The organism is Serinicoccus marinus DSM 15273 (assembly GCF_008386315.1).
Lineage (GTDB): Bacteria > Actinomycetota > Actinomycetes > Actinomycetales > Dermatophilaceae > Ornithinicoccus > Ornithinicoccus marinus.
Map to the genome: position 1 here is coordinate 1,492,116 of NZ_CP043808.1, position 19,472 is coordinate 1,511,587.

The window sequence follows — 19,472 nt, forward strand, 5'->3', positions numbered from 1 at the left end:
TCGTCATGGCATGGAGTCCGCTGCGATCCGACGCGCGGGTCCTGCGCCAGATCCGGCTCTTCGCCGACCGCTACGCCGTGACCACGATCGGCTACGGCGAGGCGCCGGACGGCGTCGTCGAGCACCTGCGCCTGCCCGACCACGTGGTCCACTGGCACAAGGACCGCCGGCTCCTCGCGTTGCGGCGGTTCGAGACGGCATACCGCGGCGCGCCGGTGACCGTCGCGGCGGCCGAGTTGCTCGCCGACCAGGCGAAGTTCGACGTCGTGCTCGCCAACGACGCCGACACCCTGCCGCTCGCGCTCGAGCTGGCGCCCTACGGCGGGGTGCACCTGGATCTGCACGAATACGCGTCCCGCCAGAGCGAGGAGTCGTGGCGCTGGCGGCTCTTCGTCGCGCCGTACTACCGCTGGTTGCTGCGTCGCCACGGGCGCGAGGCCGACTCGGCGAGCACGGTGGGGCGCTGGCTGGCGCGGGAGTACCGTCGCGAGTTCGGCCTCACCTGCGCGGTGGTGCCCAACGCCGCGCCGTATGCCGACCGCACGCCGACGCCGGTCGGCGCACCGCTGCGGCTGGTGCACTCCGGGCTCGCGCGTCGGGGCCGCAGCCTGCACGTTATGGTCGACGCGGTGCGCTTCTGCCAGCGCGACGTCACCCTCGACCTCTACCTCATGCCCAACGACCCGACCTATCTGGAGCAGCTGCGGGCCTCGTGCGCCGACCTGCCGCAGATCCGCTTCCACGACCCGGTGCCGCCGGAGCAGCTGGGCGACGCGCTCGCCGCCGCTGACCTGGGCGTCTTCGTGCTGCCGCCGGTCAACTTCAACTACAGGTTCACCCTGCCCAAAAGTTCTACGACTTCGTCCAGGCACGGTTGGGGATCGTCGTCGGGCCGAGCCCGGAGATGGCCGATCTGGTGCGGCACCACCGGCTGGGGGTGGTGCTCGACGATTTCACCGGCGAGGCGCTGGCTGCTGCGCTCGACGCGCTGAGCGACGCGCAGGTCGCGGACTTCAAGGCGGCCTCAGACGCGGCCGCGCGGGGGCTCTCCGCGCAGGAGCAGGTCCGCGGCTGGGTGCGGGCGGTCGACACGCTCGCGGCGCGCGTCGGGGGGTAGGTAACCACGGCATCACGGTGAGGATGGGTGCGGGTGGACCGATCCTCACCGGGTGGGGGCGGGCATACCGGTGAGGATGGGTGCGGGTGGACCGATCCTCACCGGGTGGGGGCGGGCATACCGGTGAGGATGGGTGCGGGTGGACCGATCCTCACCGGTGACCCCTGTGGGCCCAGCCCACGATCCTGGCCGTCCGGCGGCTCACCCGCCCGTCGTTCTGCCACGCTCCAGGGCGTCCAGCACCGCCGCTGCCGCGTGGCCGTCACCGTAGGGCGCGGCCTCGGTGGGCGCGGGGCCCGGGCGGGAGGCAGCCTCACGCACGGCGGGGCCGGGCTCGGCGAGGACGTTCCAGCCGAGCTGGACCGTCTCGACCCACTCAGTCTCGGTGCGGACGGTCGTGCAGGGGGTGCGCAGGGCGAAGGCCTCCTTCTGCAGGCCGCCGGAGTCGGTGATGACCCCGCGGGCCTGGCTGACCGCGCCGACCAGCTGCGGGTAGGGCAGCGGGTCGCGGGTGGTGAGCGCGCCGCCGTCGAGGTCGAGCCCCTGCTCGGTGGCCCGGACCCGCAGCCGCGGGTGGGCGAGCAGCACCACCGGGTGGTCGACCTGCTGCAGCGCCTCGACGGTCGCGCGGAGGCGAGCCGGGTCGTCGGTGTTCTCCGCCCGGTGGATCGTCGCGACGGAGAAGCCGGCCGGCGGCATACCGAGCATGTCGAGGACGGCACCGGTGTCGGTGAGCTCGTCGCGGACCCGCAGCAGGACGTCCATCATGACGTCGCCCACGACGACGGTGCGCATCGCGAGACCCTCGGCCGCGAGGTGGTCGCGCGCCACCGCGGTGGGGGCGAGCAGCAGGTCGGCGGCATGATCGGTGAGCACCCGGTTGTGCTCCTCCGGCATCCGCCGGTTGAAGGAGCGCAGCCCGGCCTCCAGGTGCGCGATCGGGAGGTGCAGCTTCACCGCCGAGAGCGCCCCGGCGAGCGTGGAGTTGGTGTCTCCGTAGACGAGGACCCAGTCGGGGCGGTGCTCCAGCAGCACCTCGTCCAGCGCGGCGAGGATCGCGCCGGTCTGGGCCCCGTGACCGCCCGAGCCGACGCCGAGGTGGACGTCGGGGTCGGGGATGCCCAGGTCGGAGAAGAAGACGTCGGAGAGCATCGGGTCGTAGTGCTGCCCGGTGTGGACGATGACGTGCTCGACGTCGCGCGCGGCGCACTCGCGGGCGATCGGCGCGAGCTTGACGAACTGCGGCCGGGCGCCGACGACGGAAAGGACCCTCACCTGAGCGACTCCAGCCACCCTGCGATGGCGCGGCGGAGGTCATCCATCACCCGGGGAGCAGCTGCGGCAGCTTCGGCGACGATGGCGATGTCGACGGACTGGCTCAGGATCCGTTCCGTGGCCAGCCGGGCTACCGGATCGGCGGAGAGCGACGGATGACCCATGCCGACGAGGACCCGCATGAGTTCGTCGCGGTGTGCGAGCCGAGCCAGGACCACCTCGGGATCGAGATCACGAGGGGTCACGTGCCGGTCTCCGCCAGGAGGGCGAGTTGGCGACGACGCAGGTAGGCCGTGTCAGCGTAGTCGCGCATCGCCCTCATCTGACGGGTCGCGTAAGCACCTGCTTCGCGCTGCAGGAGCACCTCACCGCGGGTGAGGGCGCGCTGACGGGCGACGGGGCCAGCGCGATCGAGATCCATGACATGCACCGCATCACCGAGCAGGCCCAGCAGGTCGCTGGTCAGGCCGACGAGGTCATTGCGCGTGGTCCCGGTATCCCAGGCGAGATCCACGTCACCGGGGGAGTTGTCGGTGGGCTCCGCGGCGCTGCCGAACAGCACGACCAGGGCGAGCCCGTGCCGCTGAGCAGCGTCGGAGAGGGAGCCGTCAGTGAGCGCGTGACGCAGTCGTGCCAGAGCTGCAGCCCCGTCGCGCGTGTGCGTCATCGACATGGCTGCCAGCCTAGAGCCTGCCCTCGAGGCTCGCGATAGCGTGGCCCGCGTGCGGGTCCTGGTGGTGACGACGTGGTGGCCGACCTCGTCGTCACCGGCGACCGGCGTCTTCGTCGCGCGTGACGTCGCCGCGCTCGCGACGCGGCACGACGTGCGGGTGCTGCACCTCGTCGCGCCCGGGCTGGCGGGAGGACCAAATGCTCGCCCGGACAGCGAGCTCGCGGGGATGGTGCTGACGGAGTCGGTCGTGCCGGTGGAGCAGCTGGTCATGGGCGTCAAGCGGCCGGATCACGTGCTGCGTGCGGCGCGGCGGGTGCGGGAGCTGTCCAGGGGCGCTGACCTGCTGCACACGATGGCCATCTCGTCGCTGCTGCCGCTGGCGGGCTGGCGGCCGTCGGTGCCGTGGGTGCACACCGAGCACTGGTCCGGGCTGCTGGCTCCGGAGACCTTGACCCCGGCCCTGCGCGTGGCCCGCCGCGCCGTGCGACCGCTGCTCGCGCGGCCCGACGTCGTGGCCGTCGTGGGCGAGGAGCTCGCGGCGGGGATGCGCCGCCTGCGCTCCGGCCCCGTCGAGGTGGTCCCCAACATCGTCACCGCGCCGGCCGAGCTGGCTCCCCGGAGGCGACCCGACGCCGACCTCGCCGGGCGCGGGGTGCTCGAGATCGTCGGCGTGGGTGGCCTCATACCTCGCAAGGACCCGGTGCGCGCGGTCGAGACGGTCGCCGCCCTGCGGACCCGGGGGATCGCCGCGCGGCTCACCTGGATCGGCGAGGGCCCGCTGCGCGGGGAGGTCGAGCTGCGGGCGGATGCGCTGTCCGTGCCGGTGCGGCTGCCCGGCGGGGTCCCGCCGGAGGAGGTGCCGGGGCTGCTGGGGGAGAGCGACGTCTTCCTGCTGCCGACTCGCGCGGAGACGTTCTGCCTGGCCGCGGCTGAGGCGCTGGCGGCGGGTCGCCCCGTCGTGGTCGGTGACACCGGCGGGCCGCGGGAGTTCGTCGGTCCGCCCAGTGGGGCGCTGGTCCGGCCCGGTGCGGCCCCGGAGGCGTGGGCCGACGCGGTGGAGCAGGTATGGCGTGACTCCCGAGGCCTCAGTGCCGAGGAGATCTCTGGTCCGGTGGCGCGGCGCTACGGCCCGGAAGGCTATGCCCAGCGGGTGGACGGGATCTATCGGCGGCTCGTGGGGAAGGGCGGAGCGGTGGCCGGTCGTGGGTCAGGCGAGGGCCCTCCCGCGGATGTCACCCGGGAGCAGCCCCTCGTCGACCTGGTGATCGCGCTGCACTCGGCCGATCGGCAGGTCGGCCGCGCGGTGCGCTCGGTGCTCGACGGCTCACCTGGCCTCGACGTGCGGGTGAGCGTGGTGGCCCACAACCTGGCGTTGAAGGACGCCCGCGCCGCCCTCGGAGACCTGGCCGACGACTCCCGGGTGCGGGTGCTCGAGCTGGCTGACGGCATACCGAGCCCGAGCGGACCCTTCACCCTCGGTCTGGACGCCGCCACCGCACCCTGGACGGCGATCATGGGGTCCGACGACACGCTGGCCCCGGGGGCGCTCGCCGGGTGGCTGGCGGCGGCCGATGGACTCGACCCTCAGACGCCGGTCGTCGTCGTGCCGCCGCTGCGTCTGGCGGGGCGACGCGTGCCGACGCCGCCGGTGCGTCCGGTGCGGCGTCTGCGGCCTGGGGGGCTGGATCTCGCGCGCGACCGGCTCAGCTATCGCTCGGCACCGCTCGGGCTGCTCTCGCACGGCGCGCTCGCGTTGCCGGGCGCGCGGCTGCTCCCTGGTGCGTTCGTCGGGGGCGACGTGCCGATGGTGACCGCGCTGTGGTCGCAGGCGGAGGTCAGGTATGCCGCAGCCGCCCCCGCCTACGAGATCCACGAGGACGCCGGTGACCGGGTGACCTACGACCCGCGGCCGATGGTGCAGCAGCTGGCCAGCGTCGACGCGTTGTGGGACCTGCCTGTCGGCCAGCAGTTGACGGCGACGCAGCGGCGTGCCGTGGCGACGAAGGTGCTGCGGATCCACGTCTTCGGAGCGATCCTCACGCGCGCCGACCCCACCTGGTGGACGCCCGCGGAGCGCGAGGAGCTGGCTCGGGTGACCCGGCGGGTGCTCACCGAGGCACCCGGCTGCGCCGACCCGCTCAGTGTGGCCGACCACGACCTGCTGGCCGCGATCCTGGACGTCTCGGTGTCGGCGGATCGGATGCTCGAGCTGGCCCGGGCCCGGCGCCGGCACGGGCATCCGCGGACGCTGCTGCCGTCGTCGTGGCGGCACGCGCTGCACCGTGAGGCCCCGCTGCGTTTCATGGCTGCCTCGCTGATCGCCTCGCATCGGTGAGTCGCGCCCGCGCTTGAGCGTCGCCTCCACCTGAGTCTCGTCACGCTCGTGCGCCTGGTGGTGACACAGGCGTGGGCGGGAGAACGCCTGTGTCACCAGCAGAGGCACGGGTATGCCGCATCGGCCGTCCCGATCGGCGCAGCCCCCCGGCCAGTGAGGGCATATCGCGCGGACGGTCAGGGCATTTCGCGCGGACGGTCACGGCATATCGCGCGGCCGGTCGACGCGGACCGCGCGGCCGGTCCATCAGGGGGCCGAGGTGGTGGAGGTGGGGAAACGGTCGTCGAGCCAGGCCACCAGCTCGGTCTCCACCTCGTCGCGGTTGACCTCGTGCAGCACCTCGTGGCGGGCGTCCGGCCAGATCCGGGTGGTCACGTCCTGCAGGCCGACGTCGCGGAACATCGCGGCGACCTCCTCGGTCCCGGCCGCGCCGCCCACGGGGTCGACCTCGCCCGCGACCAGGTGCACCGGCAGGTCCCGCGGCATCTGCGCGGCCACCGACGGCTGGCTCACCCACCGCAGCCCGGTGAGCAGGTCGCGGTAGAAGCCGGCGCTCGCGGTCGCCCCGGACAGCGGGTCGGCCTCGTAGGCGTCGACCTGCGCGGTGTCGCGCGACAGCCAGTCCGAGCGGGTGCGGTTGGGGCGGAACTGCGCGTTGTAGGGCCCCATCGTCAGCGCCGTCATGAGGTGGCTCGCCGCGCGCGGCCCGCGCAGCCGCGCCTCGAGCGAGGCGACGGTGAGGCCGAGGTTCCCCAGGAGGCCGGGGGCACCGGCGGTGCCGGAGAGGACCAGCGCGGCGAGCCGCTCGCCGTAGCGTGCGGCGTAGGCGCGGGCCAGGAGCGAGCCCATGCTGTGCCCGAGCAGCACGATGGGCACGCCCGGGAGGTCGGCCTCGATGCGGTCGGTCAGCGCGAGCAGGTCGTCGACGACCGCGGCGAAGCCGCCCTCGTCCGCCAGGTGCCCGAGCACCCCGCGCTCACCCCGCCCCGACACGGTATGCCCGTGCCCCCGGTGGTCGGGTGCGTAGACGGCATACCCATGGTCGGTGAGGCGCTGGGCGAGGTGGTCGTAGCGCGCGGCGTGCTCGACCATCCCGTGGGCGATGAGCACGACCGCACGCGGCGCCTCCTCGGGCAGCCAGGTGGTGACGTGGACCGGGGTGCCGTCGGGAACGCGCAGGACGAAGGAGGAGGCGTCGGGCATACCCCCATGATCCCCGATGAGCGGGCGCCGAGCACGGCGGGGAGGCAGCACCCCGGACCCGTATCCTGGGCCGGCAGGGATCGCCGACCAGGACGGGACGCAGGTATGAAGATCGCGGTTGTCGCGATGGGCAAGATCGGGCTGCCGCTCGCGGTGCAGTTCGCCGACGCCGACCCCGCCCACGAGGTGGTGGGGATCGACGTCAACCCCGACACGGTCGCGGCCATCAACGCGGGCCGCGAGCCCTTCCCCGGGGAGGCGCACCTGGCCGACAAGCTCGCCGAGCTGGTGCCTGCCGGGCGCCTGCGCGCCACGACCGACTACGCCGACGGCATCCCCGGCGCGGACGCCGTGGTGGTGGTCGTGCCGCTCTTCGTCGACGACGTCACCGGCGCCCCCGACTTCGGCTGGATGGACTCCGCGACCCAGAGCCTGGCGCAGCACCTGACCCCAGGCACGCTCATCTCCTACGAGACCACGCTCCCGGTCGGCACCACGCGTGGCCGGTGGAAGCCGATGATCGAGCAGATCAGCGGGCTGACCGAGGGCGACGACGGTGGCTTCCATCTCGTCTTCAGCCCCGAGCGCGTCCTCACCGGTCGCGTCTTCGCCGACCTGCGCCGCTACCCCAAGCTCGTCGGCGGGCTCACCGAGGAGGGCACGCGACGAGCCGTCGCGTTCTACGAGGCGGTGCTCGACTTCGACGAGCGCGAGGACCTGGCTCGCCCCAACGGCGTGTGGGACATGGGCAGCGCCGAGGCGGCCGAGATGGCCAAGCTCGCCGAGACGACCTACCGCGACGTCAACATCGGGCTCGCCAACCAGTTCGCCCGGTTCGCGGACAGCGCCGGCATCGACGTGCACCGGGTCATCGAGGCCTGCAACTCCCAGCCCTACAGCCACATCCACCAGCCCGGCATCGCCGTCGGCGGTCACTGCATCCCCGTCTACCCACGGCTCTACCTCTCCACCGATGCCGACGCCACCGTCGTCCGCAGCGCCCGCGAGGCCAACGCCGCGATGCCGGAGTATGCCGTCGCCCGCGCCGAGGCGCTGCTCGGCTCGCTCGAGGGCCTGCGCGTCCTCGTGCTCGGCGCGTCCTACCGCGGCCGCGTCAAGGAGACCGCCTTCTCCGGGGTCTTCGCCACCGTCGAGGCGTTGCGGGGACGCGGCGCGCAGGTGCTCGTCCACGACCCGATGTATGCCGCCGACGAGCTCGCGGCCCTCGGCTGGGAGCCCTACGCCTGGGCCCCGGGCGAGGCCGGCGACCCGGTGGACGTCGCGATCGTGCAGGCCGACCACCCGGAGTACGCCCAGCTGTCTGCCGCCGACCTTCCCGGGCTGCGGGTGCTGCTCGACGGCCGCCGCGTCACCGACCCCGACCCGCCAGGTTCACCGGGTGCCCCGCCTGACCATCGGCGGGGGCGAGCCGGTCGCGGGATGACGCGCCGTCCCGGGGGCCGGTCGTGGGTGCGCCGCCGATGAGCGAGGGTGTCGGCTGGCTGACGGTGCTGCCGGGGACGCTCGCCCTGGCGGTCCTCTGGGTGCTTCCGGGGTATGCCGTGCTGCGGGCCCTCGGTGCCCGCGGCCTGCTCGCGCTGGGCGGCGCCCCGGCGGTGACGACCGGGATCGCCGGGGTGCTCGCGATCGGCTACGACCTGCTTGGCGTGCCCTGGACGCTGTTGACCTCCGCGCTCGGCGCCTTGCTCGCCGCGGTCGTCGCCGGGCTCGTCGGTGCCGCGCTCGGCACGACGCGCGACCCCAGCGGGGTGACGGTCGCGGGCGAACGGGCGCTGCGGCATACCGAACGCGGCTGGCTCGCCCTCACCTGGCTGCTCGGCGGCGGCGTCCTCGCGGCCACGATGACGACCGGGATGGGCCGGGCGGACCAGCCGCCGCAGGCGTGGGACGCGGTCTTTCACCTCAACGCGCTGTGGTTCGTCCGGGAGACCGGCAACGCGAGCTCGCTGGGCGGGCTGGCGCCGATGTACGCCGACCAGGCCGCGCCCTTCTACCCAGCCGTGTGGCACGCGCTGGTGGCGATCGCGCCGGGCTTCGCCGGGGTGACCGAGGCGGCCAACGCCTCCTCGCTCGTCCTCGGGTCGGTGATCTGGATCGCCGGCCTCGTGGCCCTGGCGCGGGTGGTCTGGCCGGCCCGCGCCCTGCCGACCGTCCTGACCCCGGTGCTCGCTGCGACCTTCGTGACTTTCCCGGCGGTCGCCGTCTCCATGCTCGCGGTGTGGCCCTTCGCGCTGTCGACCGCGTGCCTGCCGGGCACGATCGCACTGCTCATCGCGACCCTGCGCGGCGTCCTGACCTGGCGGATGCACCTCTCGCTGGCGCTGGGCCTGGCCTGGGCCGTCGCCGGGGTGGTCCTCGCCCACCCCTCCGGCCTGTTCTCGCTGGCGCTGCTGGCCCTCCCGCTCCTGGCGGTCCTGCTCGTGCGTCAGCTGCGGCGGCAGTTCCGCCTCGGGCGGCGGGCGGTCGCGCTCGGCGTGGGCGTCGGCGGCGCGCTGGGGGTGCTGGGCGTCGCCGCCTTCCTGCTGACCTTCCCGCCGGTGCTCTCGATCATGGACTACCAGCGCGGCGGGCAGGAGTCCTATCTCCCGGGGATGGGGTCGCTGGCGATCGACCACCCGCTGGTCTACGTCTACAAGATCACCTCGGTCAACCTCGTCGTCACGCTGCTCGTCTGGCTGGGGATCGCTCTCACGCTGCGGTGGCGGCACGCGCGGTGGCTCGTCGTCGCCCTCGGCGCGGCGGTGGTGCTCACGCTGCTCGCGGCCGGGCCGCCGGAGCAGCCGCTGCGGGTGCTCGCCGGGTTCTGGTATACCCAGGCCTCCCGGATCAACCAGCTCGTGCTCGTCCCGGCGATCATGCTGGCGGCCGGGGCCGGCGGGTGGCTCTGCGGCCGGCTGACGCGGGTCCTCCGGGTGCGGGTGGAGTGGGTCGCCGCTTGGCTCGTGGTGGCGCTCGTCGTGCTCACCTCGGGGCTGCGCTGGACGAGCCAGGTGCAGGTCATGGCCTCGACCTACACGGCATACCCGATCGCCTGGGGGACGATGCTGGAGCCGGAGGAGATCGCGATGATCGACCGGGCGGGCCAGACCCTGCCGGAGGACGCCGTGGTCCTGGGCGAGCCGGTGGCCGGTTCGCCCTACCTGCTGCACCGCGCCGGCGTCGATGTCGTCTTCCCCCAGCTCAGCCCGATCCCCGACAGCCCGGCCCGGACGGTCCTGGAGGAGCGTTTCGATGAGTGGGCGAGCGACCCGACCGTCTGCGCGGCGGTGCGCGAGCTCGGGGTCACCCACGTGTATGCCGACTCGCTCGACTACTACGACGACCTCAACGCGAAGTACGAGAGCCGCACCCAGGGGCTCTACCTGCTCGACCCCGACGGCGGCAAGGGCAGCGGCGGCACCGACGAGGCGGGCGCCTGGACCCTCGTCGACGAGGGCGGGCACGCCTCCCTCTGGGAGTTCACCGGCTGCTCGTGACCATGGCGAGGACCGCCCGCACCTGCGAGTCCTCGTCCTGCGCCAACCTGTCCCGCGCCTGCGCCGGGGCGGCCGGGTGCACCGCCACCCACCGGCGCACCACGGCGACGGCGTCCCCGGCGAGCCGGTCCAGCAGATCCGGGCCGGCCCAGGCGTTGCGCGCCAGGGCGACCCGGACCCGGGTGTCCTCGTCCTCGGCGAGGGCGTGCAGCAGCTCGGCCGGCGCGTGTCGGTGCGCCGCCGCGCTGGCCCGGATCCCCGGTCGAGGGTCGCGTGCCAGCGCGGCGAGGCGGCGCACCGTCGACCCGGTCACCTCCGGCGAGCGGAAGGTCGACACCGGCGCCCCGTCGAGCGCGGCCACGCGCAACCGCCGGCGCTGCTCGTCGGTGAGGAAGGTGACGCAGGACATTCCCGCTCCTCAGGAGTCGGCGCGGGTGTTGACCTCGTAGGAGGTGTTGATCGACTCGAAGAAGTTGACCAGCTGCAGGGTGTCGTTGGCCGCGGCCATCCACTTGGCCGGGTTGGCGACGCCGTACTCCGGCTCGAAGCCCAGCTCCTCCAGCCGCCGGTCCGCGAGGTAGCGGACGTAGGTGTTGATGTAGTCGGCGTTGAGCCCGAGGATGCCGTGGGGCAGCATGTCCCGGTTGTAGTCTTCCTCCATCTCCACCGCGTCCAGGATCATCCCGCGGATCTCGTCGGCGAACTCCGGCGTCGCGACGTCCGGGTTCTCCTCGAGCACGGTGAGGATGAGGTTGATGCCGAACTTCAGGTGCAGGCTCTCATCGCGGACGATCCAGTCGATGAGGGACCCGAAGTTGCGCAGCAGGTTGCGTTGCCGGAAGCTCAGCGCCACCATGAAGCCCGAGTAGAACCAGATGCCCTCGAGGATGACGTTGTAGGCGACCAGGTTGCGGACGAAGTCCTGCTTGCCCTCGGTCGTGGAGATGTCCAGCGTCTGCTCGGTCATCCGCTTGATGAAGCGGACCTCGAACTCCTCCTTCGCGGCCATCGAAGGCACGTCGACGTGCGAGTTGTATGCCGCCTCCCGGTCGATGGGGAAGGTCTCCAGCACGTACTCGAAGCTCATGCAGTGGTTGGCCTCCTCCCACATCTGCTTGGCGAGGTAGAGGTGGCACTCGGCCGCGTTGACGTAGGGGTAGACGCCGAAGGCCAGCGCCTTGTTGACCAGCAGCTCGTTGGGGTTGAAGTAGCTCATGAGGAAGGTGAGCGCGTGCCGCTCGTCCTCGCTCATCCGCTCGAAGTCGCCGAGGTCCTCGCCCAGCTGCACCTCGTTGGGGAACCAGGTGTTGGCGACGGCCTGGTCGTAGAGCTCCATGGCCCACGGGTAGGTGACGGGCTTGAGCAGCAGGCCCTCGCGGATGCCGGTGCCAAGGATGCCGTTGCCGACCTCGGTGCCGTTGCCGGTGGTGGTCGTGTCGAGGGTGTCGGTCATGGGGTCGTCTCCTCCGGGAGGTCTGGTCGGCGGGTGGTCACTGGCAGGAGTCGCACTGCAGGCGCTCCATCGGGTCGATCGGGCACTGCTGGCCGTCGACCTCGTCGACGACAGGCAGCTGCTCGACCTGCGGCGGCGCCTCGACCACGGGGGCAGGGGTCGGGGTCGCCGAGGGGCGGGCGGCTGCGCCGAAGCCGGAGCGGGCGGGCGCGCCGCTGCCGCCGCTGGCGCCGAAGCCGCGCCGGGCACCGCCACCCCCTCCGCCGGTGGTCGGCTGGGCCGCCTTGTTGACCTTCACCGTCGACTGCTCGGCAGTGTGCCGGGGCATCATGTGCAGGTAGTAGGTCGTCTTGACGCCCATCCGCCACGCGGCGGAGTAGAGCTCGGCCATCGAGCCGACGTCGCGGCTCGCGAGGTAGATGTTGCGGCTGATCGCTTGGTCGATCCATTTCTGGGCGCGGGCGGCCACGTGCAGGAAGGCGTAGGGCGAGAGCTGGAAGCTGGTGCGGTAGATCTCGGTCAGCTCGGCCGGCACGCCCTCGACCTTGGACAGGTCGCCCTGGTGCCGCAGCAGGTCCTCGCGAACCTGCTCCCACAGGCCGAGCTCGCGCAGGTCCTCGACGAGGTTGCGGTTGACCTCGAGGAACTTGCCGGCGCTGGTGGCCCGGCTGAAGATCTGGCTGAACTGCGGGTCCAGCCCCGGCGTGGTGCCCGCGACCAGGCCGATCGAGGCGGTCGGGGCGATGGCCATGAGGGTGGAGTTGCGCATCCCGCCGCGCACCTTCTCGCGCAGCACGTCCCAGTCCATGGTGCTGCTGCGGTCGACCTCGACGGTCAGGCCACGGTCGGCCTCCAGGAGCCCGATGGTGTCGACAGGCACCATGCCCTCGCTCCAGCGCGACCCCTCGAAGGTCGGGTATGCCCCGCGCTCACGGGCGAGGTCGGCGCTGGCGTCGATGGCGTGCCAGGAGACGAACTCCACGAGCCGGTCGATGAGGTCGTAGGCCTCCGTCGAGTCGTAGGACATCCCGAGGCGCTCCACCACGTCGGTGAAGCCCATCACGCCCAGACCGAGCGCCCGGTTGAGCTCGTTGGACCGCTCGGACTCGGGGACCGAGCTGATGGTGATGTCGATGAGGTTGTCCAGCTGGCGGACGGCGAGGCGGGCCGAGTGGGCCAGCCGGTCCCAGTCGATGCTGACCTCGCCCTCGCTGCGCCGCCCGTGGACGTGCCGCGAGAGGTTGATCGAGGCGAGGTTGCAGACCGAGACGTTGTCACGGTCCTGCGGCAGCGTGATCTCGGTGCACAGGTTGGAGGAGTGGATCGTCCCGGTGTTGTTGTTGAGCGCCCGGGTGTTGATCGAGTCCTTCCAGGTCAGCCAGGGGTGGCTGGTGGTCTGCAACGAGACGAGGATGGCCTTCCACTGCTCCCGCGCCCGCAGCTTCTTGTGCCGCAGCGTCCCCGCCTTGGCCTGCGCGACGTAGCCGGCATACCGGGTGGAGAAGTCGGCACCGGTCGCCTCGACCAGGTCCGGGGTCTCCAGCGGGTCGAAGAGGAACCACTCGTCGTCGGCGGCGACCCGCTTCATGAACTCGTCGCTCAGCCACACCGCGGTGTTGGCGGTGCGGGTCCGGCGGTAGGGGTCGCCGGAGTTCTGGCGCAGGTCGAGGAAGGCGGGGAAGTCGAGGTGCCAGTTCTCCAGGTAGAAGCACAGCGCGCCGAACTTCTTGCCCCCGCGGCTCACCGCGCGCAGGGTCGAGTCGATGGTGTGCATGAAGGGGATCGGCCCGGTCGAGGAGGTGTTGTTGGAGCGGATCGGGCTGCCCTCGCAGCGCAGCTTGGAGACCGACATCCCGATGCCGCCGGTGCCCTTGGTGAGCCACATGACGTCGCGCACGCTCTTGGCGATGTGCTCGATGTCGTCCTCCATCTGCATGACGAAGCAGTTGGAGAGCTGGCTGTAGGCGGTGCCGGCGTTGACGAGCGTCGACCCGGCAGCGAGGTACTCCAGCCGGGACATCGCGTCGTAGAACTGCAGCGCGGCGGTCGTGGGGTCGGCCTCGTTGAGGGCTAGGCCCATCGCGACGCGCATCCAGAAGAACTGCGGCGTCTCCAGCACGGTCTTCGCCGGGTCGGAGTCGTTGAGGGCATACCGGGTGCGCAGCGTCTGGGCCCCGATGTAGCGCAGCAGGTCATCGCGCGAGGGGTCGAGCGCGTCGGCCAGCACCTCGAGGTCGAAGAGCTCGGTCAGCCGGGGGTCGAGCAGGCCGGTCCGGACGCCGCGGGCGATGGTCCCGGGGAAGTACTGCCGGTGCTTGGCGGCGATGACCTCGGGGTCGTCCTCACCGAGCAGGTCGCGGGTGTCGCCGAAGACGGCCTTGTACATCGTCTTGACCAGCAGGCGGGAGGCGATGGTGTCGAACGCCGGGTCGTCCTTGACGTTCTGCAGCGCGACCTGGATGACCGCCTCGTCCAGCTGCTCGCTGGTGATGCCGTCGAAGAGGGTGATCTCCAGCTCGGACTGCAGCTGGGTGGCCCGGACGACCGCGTCGTCCAGGCCGCGGGCCGCCGCCTCGATGGAGCGGGCGATCTCGTGCCCGTCGTAGGGAACTCGGGTGCCGTCGCGCTTGACGACGGTGGTGGTGCTGGCCATCGGTTCACCCCTCGTGAACTCGGTCCTGCTGCGAGAGGCGCCCGCGCCGGAGGAGGGGGAGGGGTATGCCGTGGATCCCGCGGTCCTCGCGGGTCGCCACTGCCAGCCCCAGACCGTCCCTCGCGGTCACGAGCCACGCGCGCCATCGGGGCGCCCGTGCACTGGCAGGTCTTCGGACTCACGGGCGCCCGGTCGGCTCTCGCCTCCCGGTCCTACTGGTCGCGGCTTCCCACGCCCTCAGGGGCGCAGTGCCTGGATGCGACGGTCGTTCCTGTTCACCGCTGCGGGGCAGTCCCGGGTTCTCACCGGGTTCCCTCTTGCGACGACCACGACCCACGGGAGCCCCGTGGACCGCAGCCGAACCAGCTGCGTGCGCCACTATATACAGAAGAATGACACGGATGTAACCCCACATCTTGTGAATCCCACCGAGCGGCGCGTGTGGTGGCCCTCTGCCCCACCGAGCGCTGCTGGTGGTGGCCCGCGGCGCTCCTGACACACTGACCTGCGTGGAGTTCTACAGCGCCTACGACCAGGGCTTCGCCCGCATCGCCGCCTGCACCCTGCCGGTGGCGCTCGCCGACCCGGCCACCAACGCCGAGCGCACCGTCGCCCAGCTGCGCGAGTGCGACGCCGAGGGGGTCGCGGTCGCGGTCTTCCCCGAGCTCGGGCTGACCGGGTATGCCATCGACGACCTGCTCCTGCAGGACGCCGTCCTGGACGCCACGGTCGACGCGCTGTGGTCGGTGGTCGAGGCGAGCCGCGACCTGCTGCCGGTCGTGGTGGTCGGGGCGCCGCTGCGGCACCGCAACCGGCTCTACAACTGCGCGGTGGTGATCCACCGTGGTGCCATCCTCGGCGTGGCGCCGAAGTCCTACCTGCCGAACTACCGCGAGTTCTACGAGAAGCGGCACTTCGCTGCGGGAGCCGGGACCGACGGCCAGACCATCCGGCTGCCGCGCGCGAGCCACGCGGACGCGGTGGAGGTGCCCTTCGGCCCGGACCTCCTCTTCCGGGCGGTGGACCTGCCCGGGCTGGTCCTGCACGCCGAGGTCTGCGAGGACCTCTGGGTGCCGGTCGCGCCGTCCTCCGAGGCCGCCCTCGCCGGCGCGACGGTGGTCGCCAACCTCTCGGGCAGCCCGATCACGGTCGGCAGGTCGGCGGAGCGGCACGCGCTCGCGGCGCAGGCCAGCTCCCGCCTGCTCTGCGCCTACGCCTACGCGGCGGCGGGGGAGGGGGAGTCCTCGACCGACCTGTCCTGGGACGGGCAGACGATGGTGCACGAGCTGGGCCGGCTGCTCGTCGAGTCCGAGCGCTTCGCGCAGGGCCCGCACCGCAGCGTCGCCGACGTCGACCTCGTGCGGATCCGGGCCGACCGGGCCCGGCAGGGCAGCTTCGACGACAACGCGCTCGCCCTCGGCGACCGGGTCACCCGCTTCCGCACCGTCGACCTCGTGCTCGACCCACCGCATACCGACATCGGGCTGCGCCGCACCGTCGACCGCTTCCCCTTCGTCCCGGACGACCCCGCCGACCTCGCGCAGGACTGCTACGAGACCTTCAGCATCCAGGTCACCGCGCTGGCGCAACGCCTCGGCGCCATCGGCGACCCGAAGGTCGTCATCGGGGTCTCCGGCGGCCTGGACTCCACCCACGCCCTCATCGTCGCGGCCCGGGCGATGGACCGCGCCGGGCGCCCGCGCAGCGACATCCTGGCCTTCACGATGCCCGGCTTCGCGACGAGCGACCACACCAAGGACAACGCGACCGAGCTCGCGACCTCGCTCGGCGTGACCTTCGAGGAGATCGACATCCGGCCGATGGCGCGCCAGATGCTCGAGGACCTGGGCCACCCCTTCGCCGACGGCGAGCCGGTCTACGACGTCACCTTCGAGAACGTCCAGGCGGGCCTGCGCACCGACTTCCTCTTCCGCGCGGCCAACCAGCGCGGCGGCATCGTGCTCGGCACCGGCGATCTCTCCGAGCTCGCGCTCGGCTGGTGCACCTACGGCGTCGGCGACCAGATGTCGCACTACACCGTCAACTCCGGGCTCGCCAAGACGCTCATCCAGCACGTCATCCGCTGGGTCGTCGAGGAGCAGATGTTCGACGAGGTGACCGGGCGCGTGCTCACCTCGATCCTCGACACCGAGATCACCCCGGAGCTCGTGCCCGCCGGCGAGGACGGTGCGGTCCAGTCCACGCAGGAGAAGATCGGGCCCTACGAGCTGCAGGACTTCACCCTGCACCACGTCATCCGCTTCGGTATGCCGCCCAGCCGGATCGCCTTCCTCGCCTGGCACGCCTGGCGCGACGCGGAGCGCGGCCCGTGGCCGCCCGGCTTCCCGGAGGAGGGTCGCAACGCCTACGACCTGCCCACCATCCGGCGCTGGCTGGTCCTCTTCGTCGAGCGGTTCTTCGCGTTCAGCCAGTTCAAGCGCTCGGCGCTGCCCAACGGGCCCAAGGTGTCCTCGGCGGGCGCGCTCTCGCCCCGGGGCGACTGGCGCGCCCCGTCCGACGCGAACGCCCGGGTCTGGCTGGAGGAGCTCGAGCGGCACGTCCCGCGCGGCTGACGCGCGCCCAGCAGGATCCCTCCGCACGCAGCGTCCGTGCCCGCATACCGTGCGGTCGCCGGTCGGTATGCCCGCAGCCGCGCCGGTCGGGCGTGGCGGTTTGACGCATCATCCATGCCGGGGAATAAGGTTAGGCATAATCCTCGCTTACCGATGAGCAGGCACACCGACCCGGGTGCCTGCTCGCATCGTGACCCGACCGAAAGCCACGCACCCCATGCCGCAGAGCCAGCAGGACGCCCCGCTGATCGTCGAGGGGCCGCTGTCCGACAACGAGCGCCTCAAGCGCGAGAGCGACTACCTCCGCGGCACGATCGCGGAGGACCTGCGCGACCAGATCACCGGTGGCTTCGGGCCGGACAACTTCCAGCTCATCCGGTTCCACGGGATGTACCAGCAGGACGACCGTGACCTGCGGTCCGAGCGCTCGCAGCAGAAGCTCGAGCCGCTGATCAACGTCATGCTCCGGGCCCGGATGCCCGGCGGGGTCATCACCCCCGAACAGTGGCTCGTCGTCGAGGACTGGGCGCAGCAGCACACGATGTACGGCTCGGTGCGGCTGACCACGCGGCAGACGTTCCAGTACCACGGCGTGCTCAAGCCGGACATCAAGGACACCCACCAGGCGATCAACGCCGCGGGCATCGACTCGATCGCCACCGCCGGCGACGTCAACCGCAACGTCCTGTGCTCCAGCAACCCGCTGGAGTCCGCGCTGCACGCGGAGGTCTACGACTGGGCCGCGCGCATCTCCGAGCACCTGCTGCCGCGCACCCGGGCCTACATGGAGATCTTCCTCGACGGGGAGAAGGCGAAGAGCACCGAGGAGCCGATCCTCGGGAGCACCTACCTGCCGCGCAAGTTCAAGACCACCGTCTCGCTGCCCCCCAACAACGAGGTCGACGTCCACGCCAACGACCTCAACTTCGTCGGGATCGTCGAGGACGGCGAGCTCGTCGGGTGGAACGTCCTGGTCGGCGGCGGGCTGGCGATGACCCACGGGGACACCGCGACCTACCCGCGCAAGGCCGACGACCTGGGCTTCGTCCCGCTGGAGCACACCCTCGCGGTCGCCGAGCACGTCGTCACCGTCCAGCGCGACTGGGGCAACCGCACCGACCGCAAGAACGCCAAGACGAAGTACACCCTCGACCGCGTCGGGACCGACGTCTTCAAGGCCGAGGTCGAGCGCCGCGCCGGCGTCACCTTCGAGCCCTCCCGGCCGTACGAGTTCACCTCCCGCGGCGACCGCTTCGGCTGGGTCAAGGGGCACGACGGCAACTGGCACCTGACGGTCTTCATCCTCAACGGCCGCATCAAGGACCGTCCCGAGGCCCCGATCAAGACCGGGCTGCGACGGATCGCCGAGGTCCACCAGGGCCACTTCCGGCTGACCGCCCACCAGAACCTCATCATCGCCGGCGTGCCCCCGCGGCAGAAGCGGGTGATCGACCGCCTCGCCCGCGAGCACGGCCTCGTCGACGACACCACCACGCCGCAGATGCGCAGCTCGATGGCCTGCGTGTCCTTCCCCACCTGCCCGCTGGCGATGGCCGAGTCCGAGCGCTTCCTGCCCGGCTTCGTGCGGCAGGTCGAGGGGCTCCTGGACAAGCACGGCATACCCGAGGACCACATCGTGCTCCGGGTCTCCGGCTGCCCCAACGGCTGCTCCCGCGCCATGCTCGCCGAGGTGGGTCTGGTCGGCAAGGGCCCGGGGAAGTACAACCTGCACCTCGGCGGCAACCGGATCGGGACCCGGGTGCCCAAGCTCTACCGCGAGAACATCAGCGCCGAGGCCATCCTCGACGAGCTCGACCACCTCATCGGGTCCTGGGTCTCCGGGCGCGAGGAGGGCGAGGGCTTCGGCGACTTCCTCATCCGCACGGGCGTCGTGGCCGAGGTCATCGTCTCCCGCACCGACTTCCATGCATGACCAGCCGAGAGGACGAATCATGACGGCTCTGGCCAGGAACGACGACTGCTGCGCCCCGCCCCGCTCATGCCGCACGACCTGGACGCCGCGGCGCTCCGGCTCGGCGGCCGCAGCGCCCAGCAGCGCGTCGACTGGGCGATGGACCACCTCCCCGGCGGGTATGCCGTCACCTCCAGCTTCGGCGTCCAGTCCGCGGTCATGCTCCACCTCGTGACCCGCCGGGTCCCGGACATCCCGGTCCTGCTCTTCGACACCGGCTACCTCTTCCCGGAGACCTACCGCTTCGTCGACGAGCTGACCGACCGTCTGGGCCTCAACCTGCACGTCTACCGCTCCCCGATGTCGCCCGCGTGGCAGGAGGCGAGGTTCGGCCGGCTCTGGGAGCAGGGCGTCGACGGGATCACGGAGTACAACCGGATCAACAAGGTCGAGCCGATGCAGCGCGCCATGAACGAGCTCGGCATCAACACCTGGTTCAGCGGGCTGCGCCGCGAGCAGTCCGACGGCCGGGCCGACCGGCAGACCGTCGAGCTGCAGAACGGCCGGGCCAAGGTGCACCCCATCGTCGACTGGAGCAGCCGCGACGTGCACCGCTACCTCACCGAGCACGACCTGCCCTACCACCCCCTCTTCCACGAGGGCTACCTCAGCATCGGTGACACGCACACCACCCGCCGGGCGCAGGACGAGCTGGATGAGGAGGGCACCCGCTTCTTCGGGCTCGTCCGCGAGTGCGGTCTGCACGTGGAGCAGGGCTGAC

15 protein-coding genes and 1 riboswitch are annotated in these 19,472 nt (G+C 71.9%); of the genes, 8 read left to right on the plus strand and 7 right to left on the minus strand.

The window, feature by feature from the left end; all coding sequences use genetic code 11:
• The first annotated feature begins 5 nt into the window (after positions 1–5).
• Together FU792_RS06950 and FU792_RS16735 are read left to right on the plus strand one after the other, a co-directional pair.
• Positions 6–992, plus strand: coding sequence for a glycosyltransferase family 4 protein (locus tag FU792_RS06950; protein ID WP_149814648.1), 987 nt, complete (start codon positions 6–8; stop codon positions 990–992).
• Positions 938–1,117 carry a hypothetical protein gene (locus FU792_RS16735; RefSeq protein ID WP_161600217.1) on the plus strand — a complete coding sequence of 60 codons (180 nt, stop codon included), beginning with the start codon at positions 938–940 and terminating at the stop codon, positions 1,115–1,117. The genes FU792_RS06950 and FU792_RS16735 overlap by 55 nt, the downstream gene beginning before the upstream one ends.
• Before the next feature lie 201 nt (positions 1,118–1,318).
• On the opposite strand, the gene wecB is transcribed toward FU792_RS16735, so the two are convergent.
• From wecB to FU792_RS06965, 3 genes are read right to left on the minus strand one after another with little or no spacing between them, the layout of a single operon-like run.
• Positions 1,319–2,392, minus strand: a complete 1,074-nt coding sequence (wecB, locus tag FU792_RS06955) for a non-hydrolyzing UDP-N-acetylglucosamine 2-epimerase (protein ID WP_022923787.1) — start codon at positions 2,390–2,392, stop codon at positions 1,319–1,321.
• A complete protein-coding gene (locus FU792_RS06960) occupies positions 2,389–2,637 on the minus strand; it encodes a hypothetical protein (RefSeq protein WP_022923788.1) in 249 nt (82 codons plus the stop codon). The genes wecB and FU792_RS06960 overlap by 4 nt, the downstream gene beginning before the upstream one ends.
• Positions 2,634–3,065 carry a nucleotidyltransferase family protein gene (locus FU792_RS06965; RefSeq protein ID WP_022923789.1) on the minus strand — a complete coding sequence of 144 codons (432 nt, stop codon included), beginning with the start codon at positions 3,063–3,065 and terminating at the stop codon, positions 2,634–2,636. Before FU792_RS06965 ends, FU792_RS06960 begins: the two co-directional genes overlap by 4 nt.
• Before the next feature lie 49 nt (positions 3,066–3,114).
• On the opposite strand from FU792_RS06965, the gene FU792_RS06970 reads away from it, so the two are divergent.
• Positions 3,115–5,400: a glycosyltransferase family 4 protein gene (locus FU792_RS06970; protein WP_157609174.1), complete on the plus strand. Its 2,286-nt coding sequence runs from the start codon at positions 3,115–3,117 to the stop codon at positions 5,398–5,400.
• Positions 5,401–5,646: 246 nt separating this feature from the next.
• On the opposite strand, the gene FU792_RS06975 is transcribed toward FU792_RS06970, so the two are convergent.
• Entirely contained in the window at positions 5,647–6,654 is a 1,008-nt protein-coding gene (locus FU792_RS06975) for an alpha/beta hydrolase (RefSeq protein ID WP_338101170.1), read from the minus strand.
• Between the two features lie 54 nt (positions 6,655–6,708).
• Here FU792_RS06975 and FU792_RS06980 point away from each other — a divergent pair, with 54 nt between their 5' ends.
• Positions 6,709–8,088 carry a nucleotide sugar dehydrogenase gene (locus tag FU792_RS06980; RefSeq protein WP_149814650.1) on the plus strand — a complete coding sequence of 460 codons (1,380 nt, stop codon included), beginning with the start codon at positions 6,709–6,711 and terminating at the stop codon, positions 8,086–8,088.
• Positions 8,085–10,100: a DUF6541 family protein gene (locus tag FU792_RS06985; protein WP_149814651.1), complete on the plus strand. Its 2,016-nt coding sequence runs from the start codon at positions 8,085–8,087 to the stop codon at positions 10,098–10,100. Before FU792_RS06980 ends, FU792_RS06985 begins: the two co-directional genes overlap by 4 nt.
• Here FU792_RS06985 and FU792_RS06990 read toward each other — a convergent pair.
• From FU792_RS06990 to FU792_RS07000, 3 genes are read right to left on the minus strand one after another with little or no spacing between them, the layout of a single operon-like run.
• A complete protein-coding gene (locus tag FU792_RS06990; protein WP_052327724.1) occupies positions 10,084–10,509 on the minus strand; it encodes a hypothetical protein in 426 nt (141 codons plus the stop codon). The two genes, FU792_RS06985 and FU792_RS06990, sit on opposite strands and share 17 nt — an antisense overlap.
• A gap of 9 nt (positions 10,510–10,518) precedes the next feature.
• A complete protein-coding gene (locus FU792_RS06995) occupies positions 10,519–11,553 on the minus strand; it encodes a ribonucleotide-diphosphate reductase subunit beta (RefSeq protein WP_022924138.1) in 1,035 nt (344 codons plus the stop codon).
• Positions 11,554–11,590: 37 nt separating this feature from the next.
• Positions 11,591–14,206, minus strand: a complete 2,616-nt coding sequence (locus FU792_RS07000; protein WP_022923793.1) for a ribonucleoside-diphosphate reductase subunit alpha — start codon at positions 14,204–14,206, stop codon at positions 11,591–11,593.
• A gap of 162 nt (positions 14,207–14,368) precedes the next feature.
• Positions 14,369–14,535: riboswitch (cobalamin riboswitch) on the minus strand.
• A 180-nt stretch (positions 14,536–14,715) separates the two neighbouring features.
• Between FU792_RS07000 and FU792_RS07005 the strand changes: the two genes are divergently transcribed.
• The 3 genes from FU792_RS07005 (at position 14,716) to FU792_RS07015 (ending at position 19,471) form a co-directional block, all read left to right on the plus strand.
• The gene (locus FU792_RS07005; RefSeq protein ID WP_022923794.1) at positions 14,716–16,779 is read left to right on the plus strand and encodes an NAD(+) synthase; all 2,064 of its coding nucleotides are present in this window, start codon (positions 14,716–14,718) and stop codon (positions 16,777–16,779) included.
• 190 nt (positions 16,780–16,969) lie between these two features.
• A complete protein-coding gene (gene cysI, locus FU792_RS07010; RefSeq protein ID WP_237739981.1) occupies positions 16,970–18,712 on the plus strand; it encodes an assimilatory sulfite reductase (NADPH) hemoprotein subunit in 1,743 nt (580 codons plus the stop codon).
• A 66-nt stretch (positions 18,713–18,778) separates the two neighbouring features.
• Complete coding sequence (locus tag FU792_RS07015) at positions 18,779–19,471, plus strand: phosphoadenylyl-sulfate reductase (RefSeq protein WP_022923796.1); 693 nt, start codon at positions 18,779–18,781, stop codon at positions 19,469–19,471.
• Position 19,472: the final 1 nt, after the last annotated feature.

What these genes read in the sequence shown, in the direction of transcription:
- FU792_RS06950 (WP_149814648.1), top strand. Translation starts at nt 6, where the DNA reads ATGGCATGGAGTCCGCTGCGATCCGACGCGCGGGTCCTGCGCCAGATC.
- FU792_RS06965 (WP_022923789.1), bottom strand. Translation starts at nt 3,065, where the DNA reads ATGTCGATGACGCACACGCGCGACGGGGCTGCAGCTCTGGCACGACTG.
- FU792_RS06980 (WP_149814650.1), top strand. Translation starts at nt 6,709, where the DNA reads ATGAAGATCGCGGTTGTCGCGATGGGCAAGATCGGGCTGCCGCTCGCG.
- FU792_RS06985 (WP_149814651.1), top strand. Translation starts at nt 8,085, where the DNA reads ATGAGCGAGGGTGTCGGCTGGCTGACGGTGCTGCCGGGGACGCTCGCC.
- FU792_RS06990 (WP_052327724.1), bottom strand. Translation starts at nt 10,509, where the DNA reads ATGTCCTGCGTCACCTTCCTCACCGACGAGCAGCGCCGGCGGTTGCGC.
- FU792_RS06995 (WP_022924138.1), bottom strand. Translation starts at nt 11,553, where the DNA reads ATGACCGACACCCTCGACACGACCACCACCGGCAACGGCACCGAGGTC.
- FU792_RS07000 (WP_022923793.1), bottom strand. Translation starts at nt 14,206, where the DNA reads ATGGCCAGCACCACCACCGTCGTCAAGCGCGACGGCACCCGAGTTCCC.
- FU792_RS07015 (WP_022923796.1), top strand. Translation starts at nt 18,779, where the DNA reads ATGCCGCACGACCTGGACGCCGCGGCGCTCCGGCTCGGCGGCCGCAGC.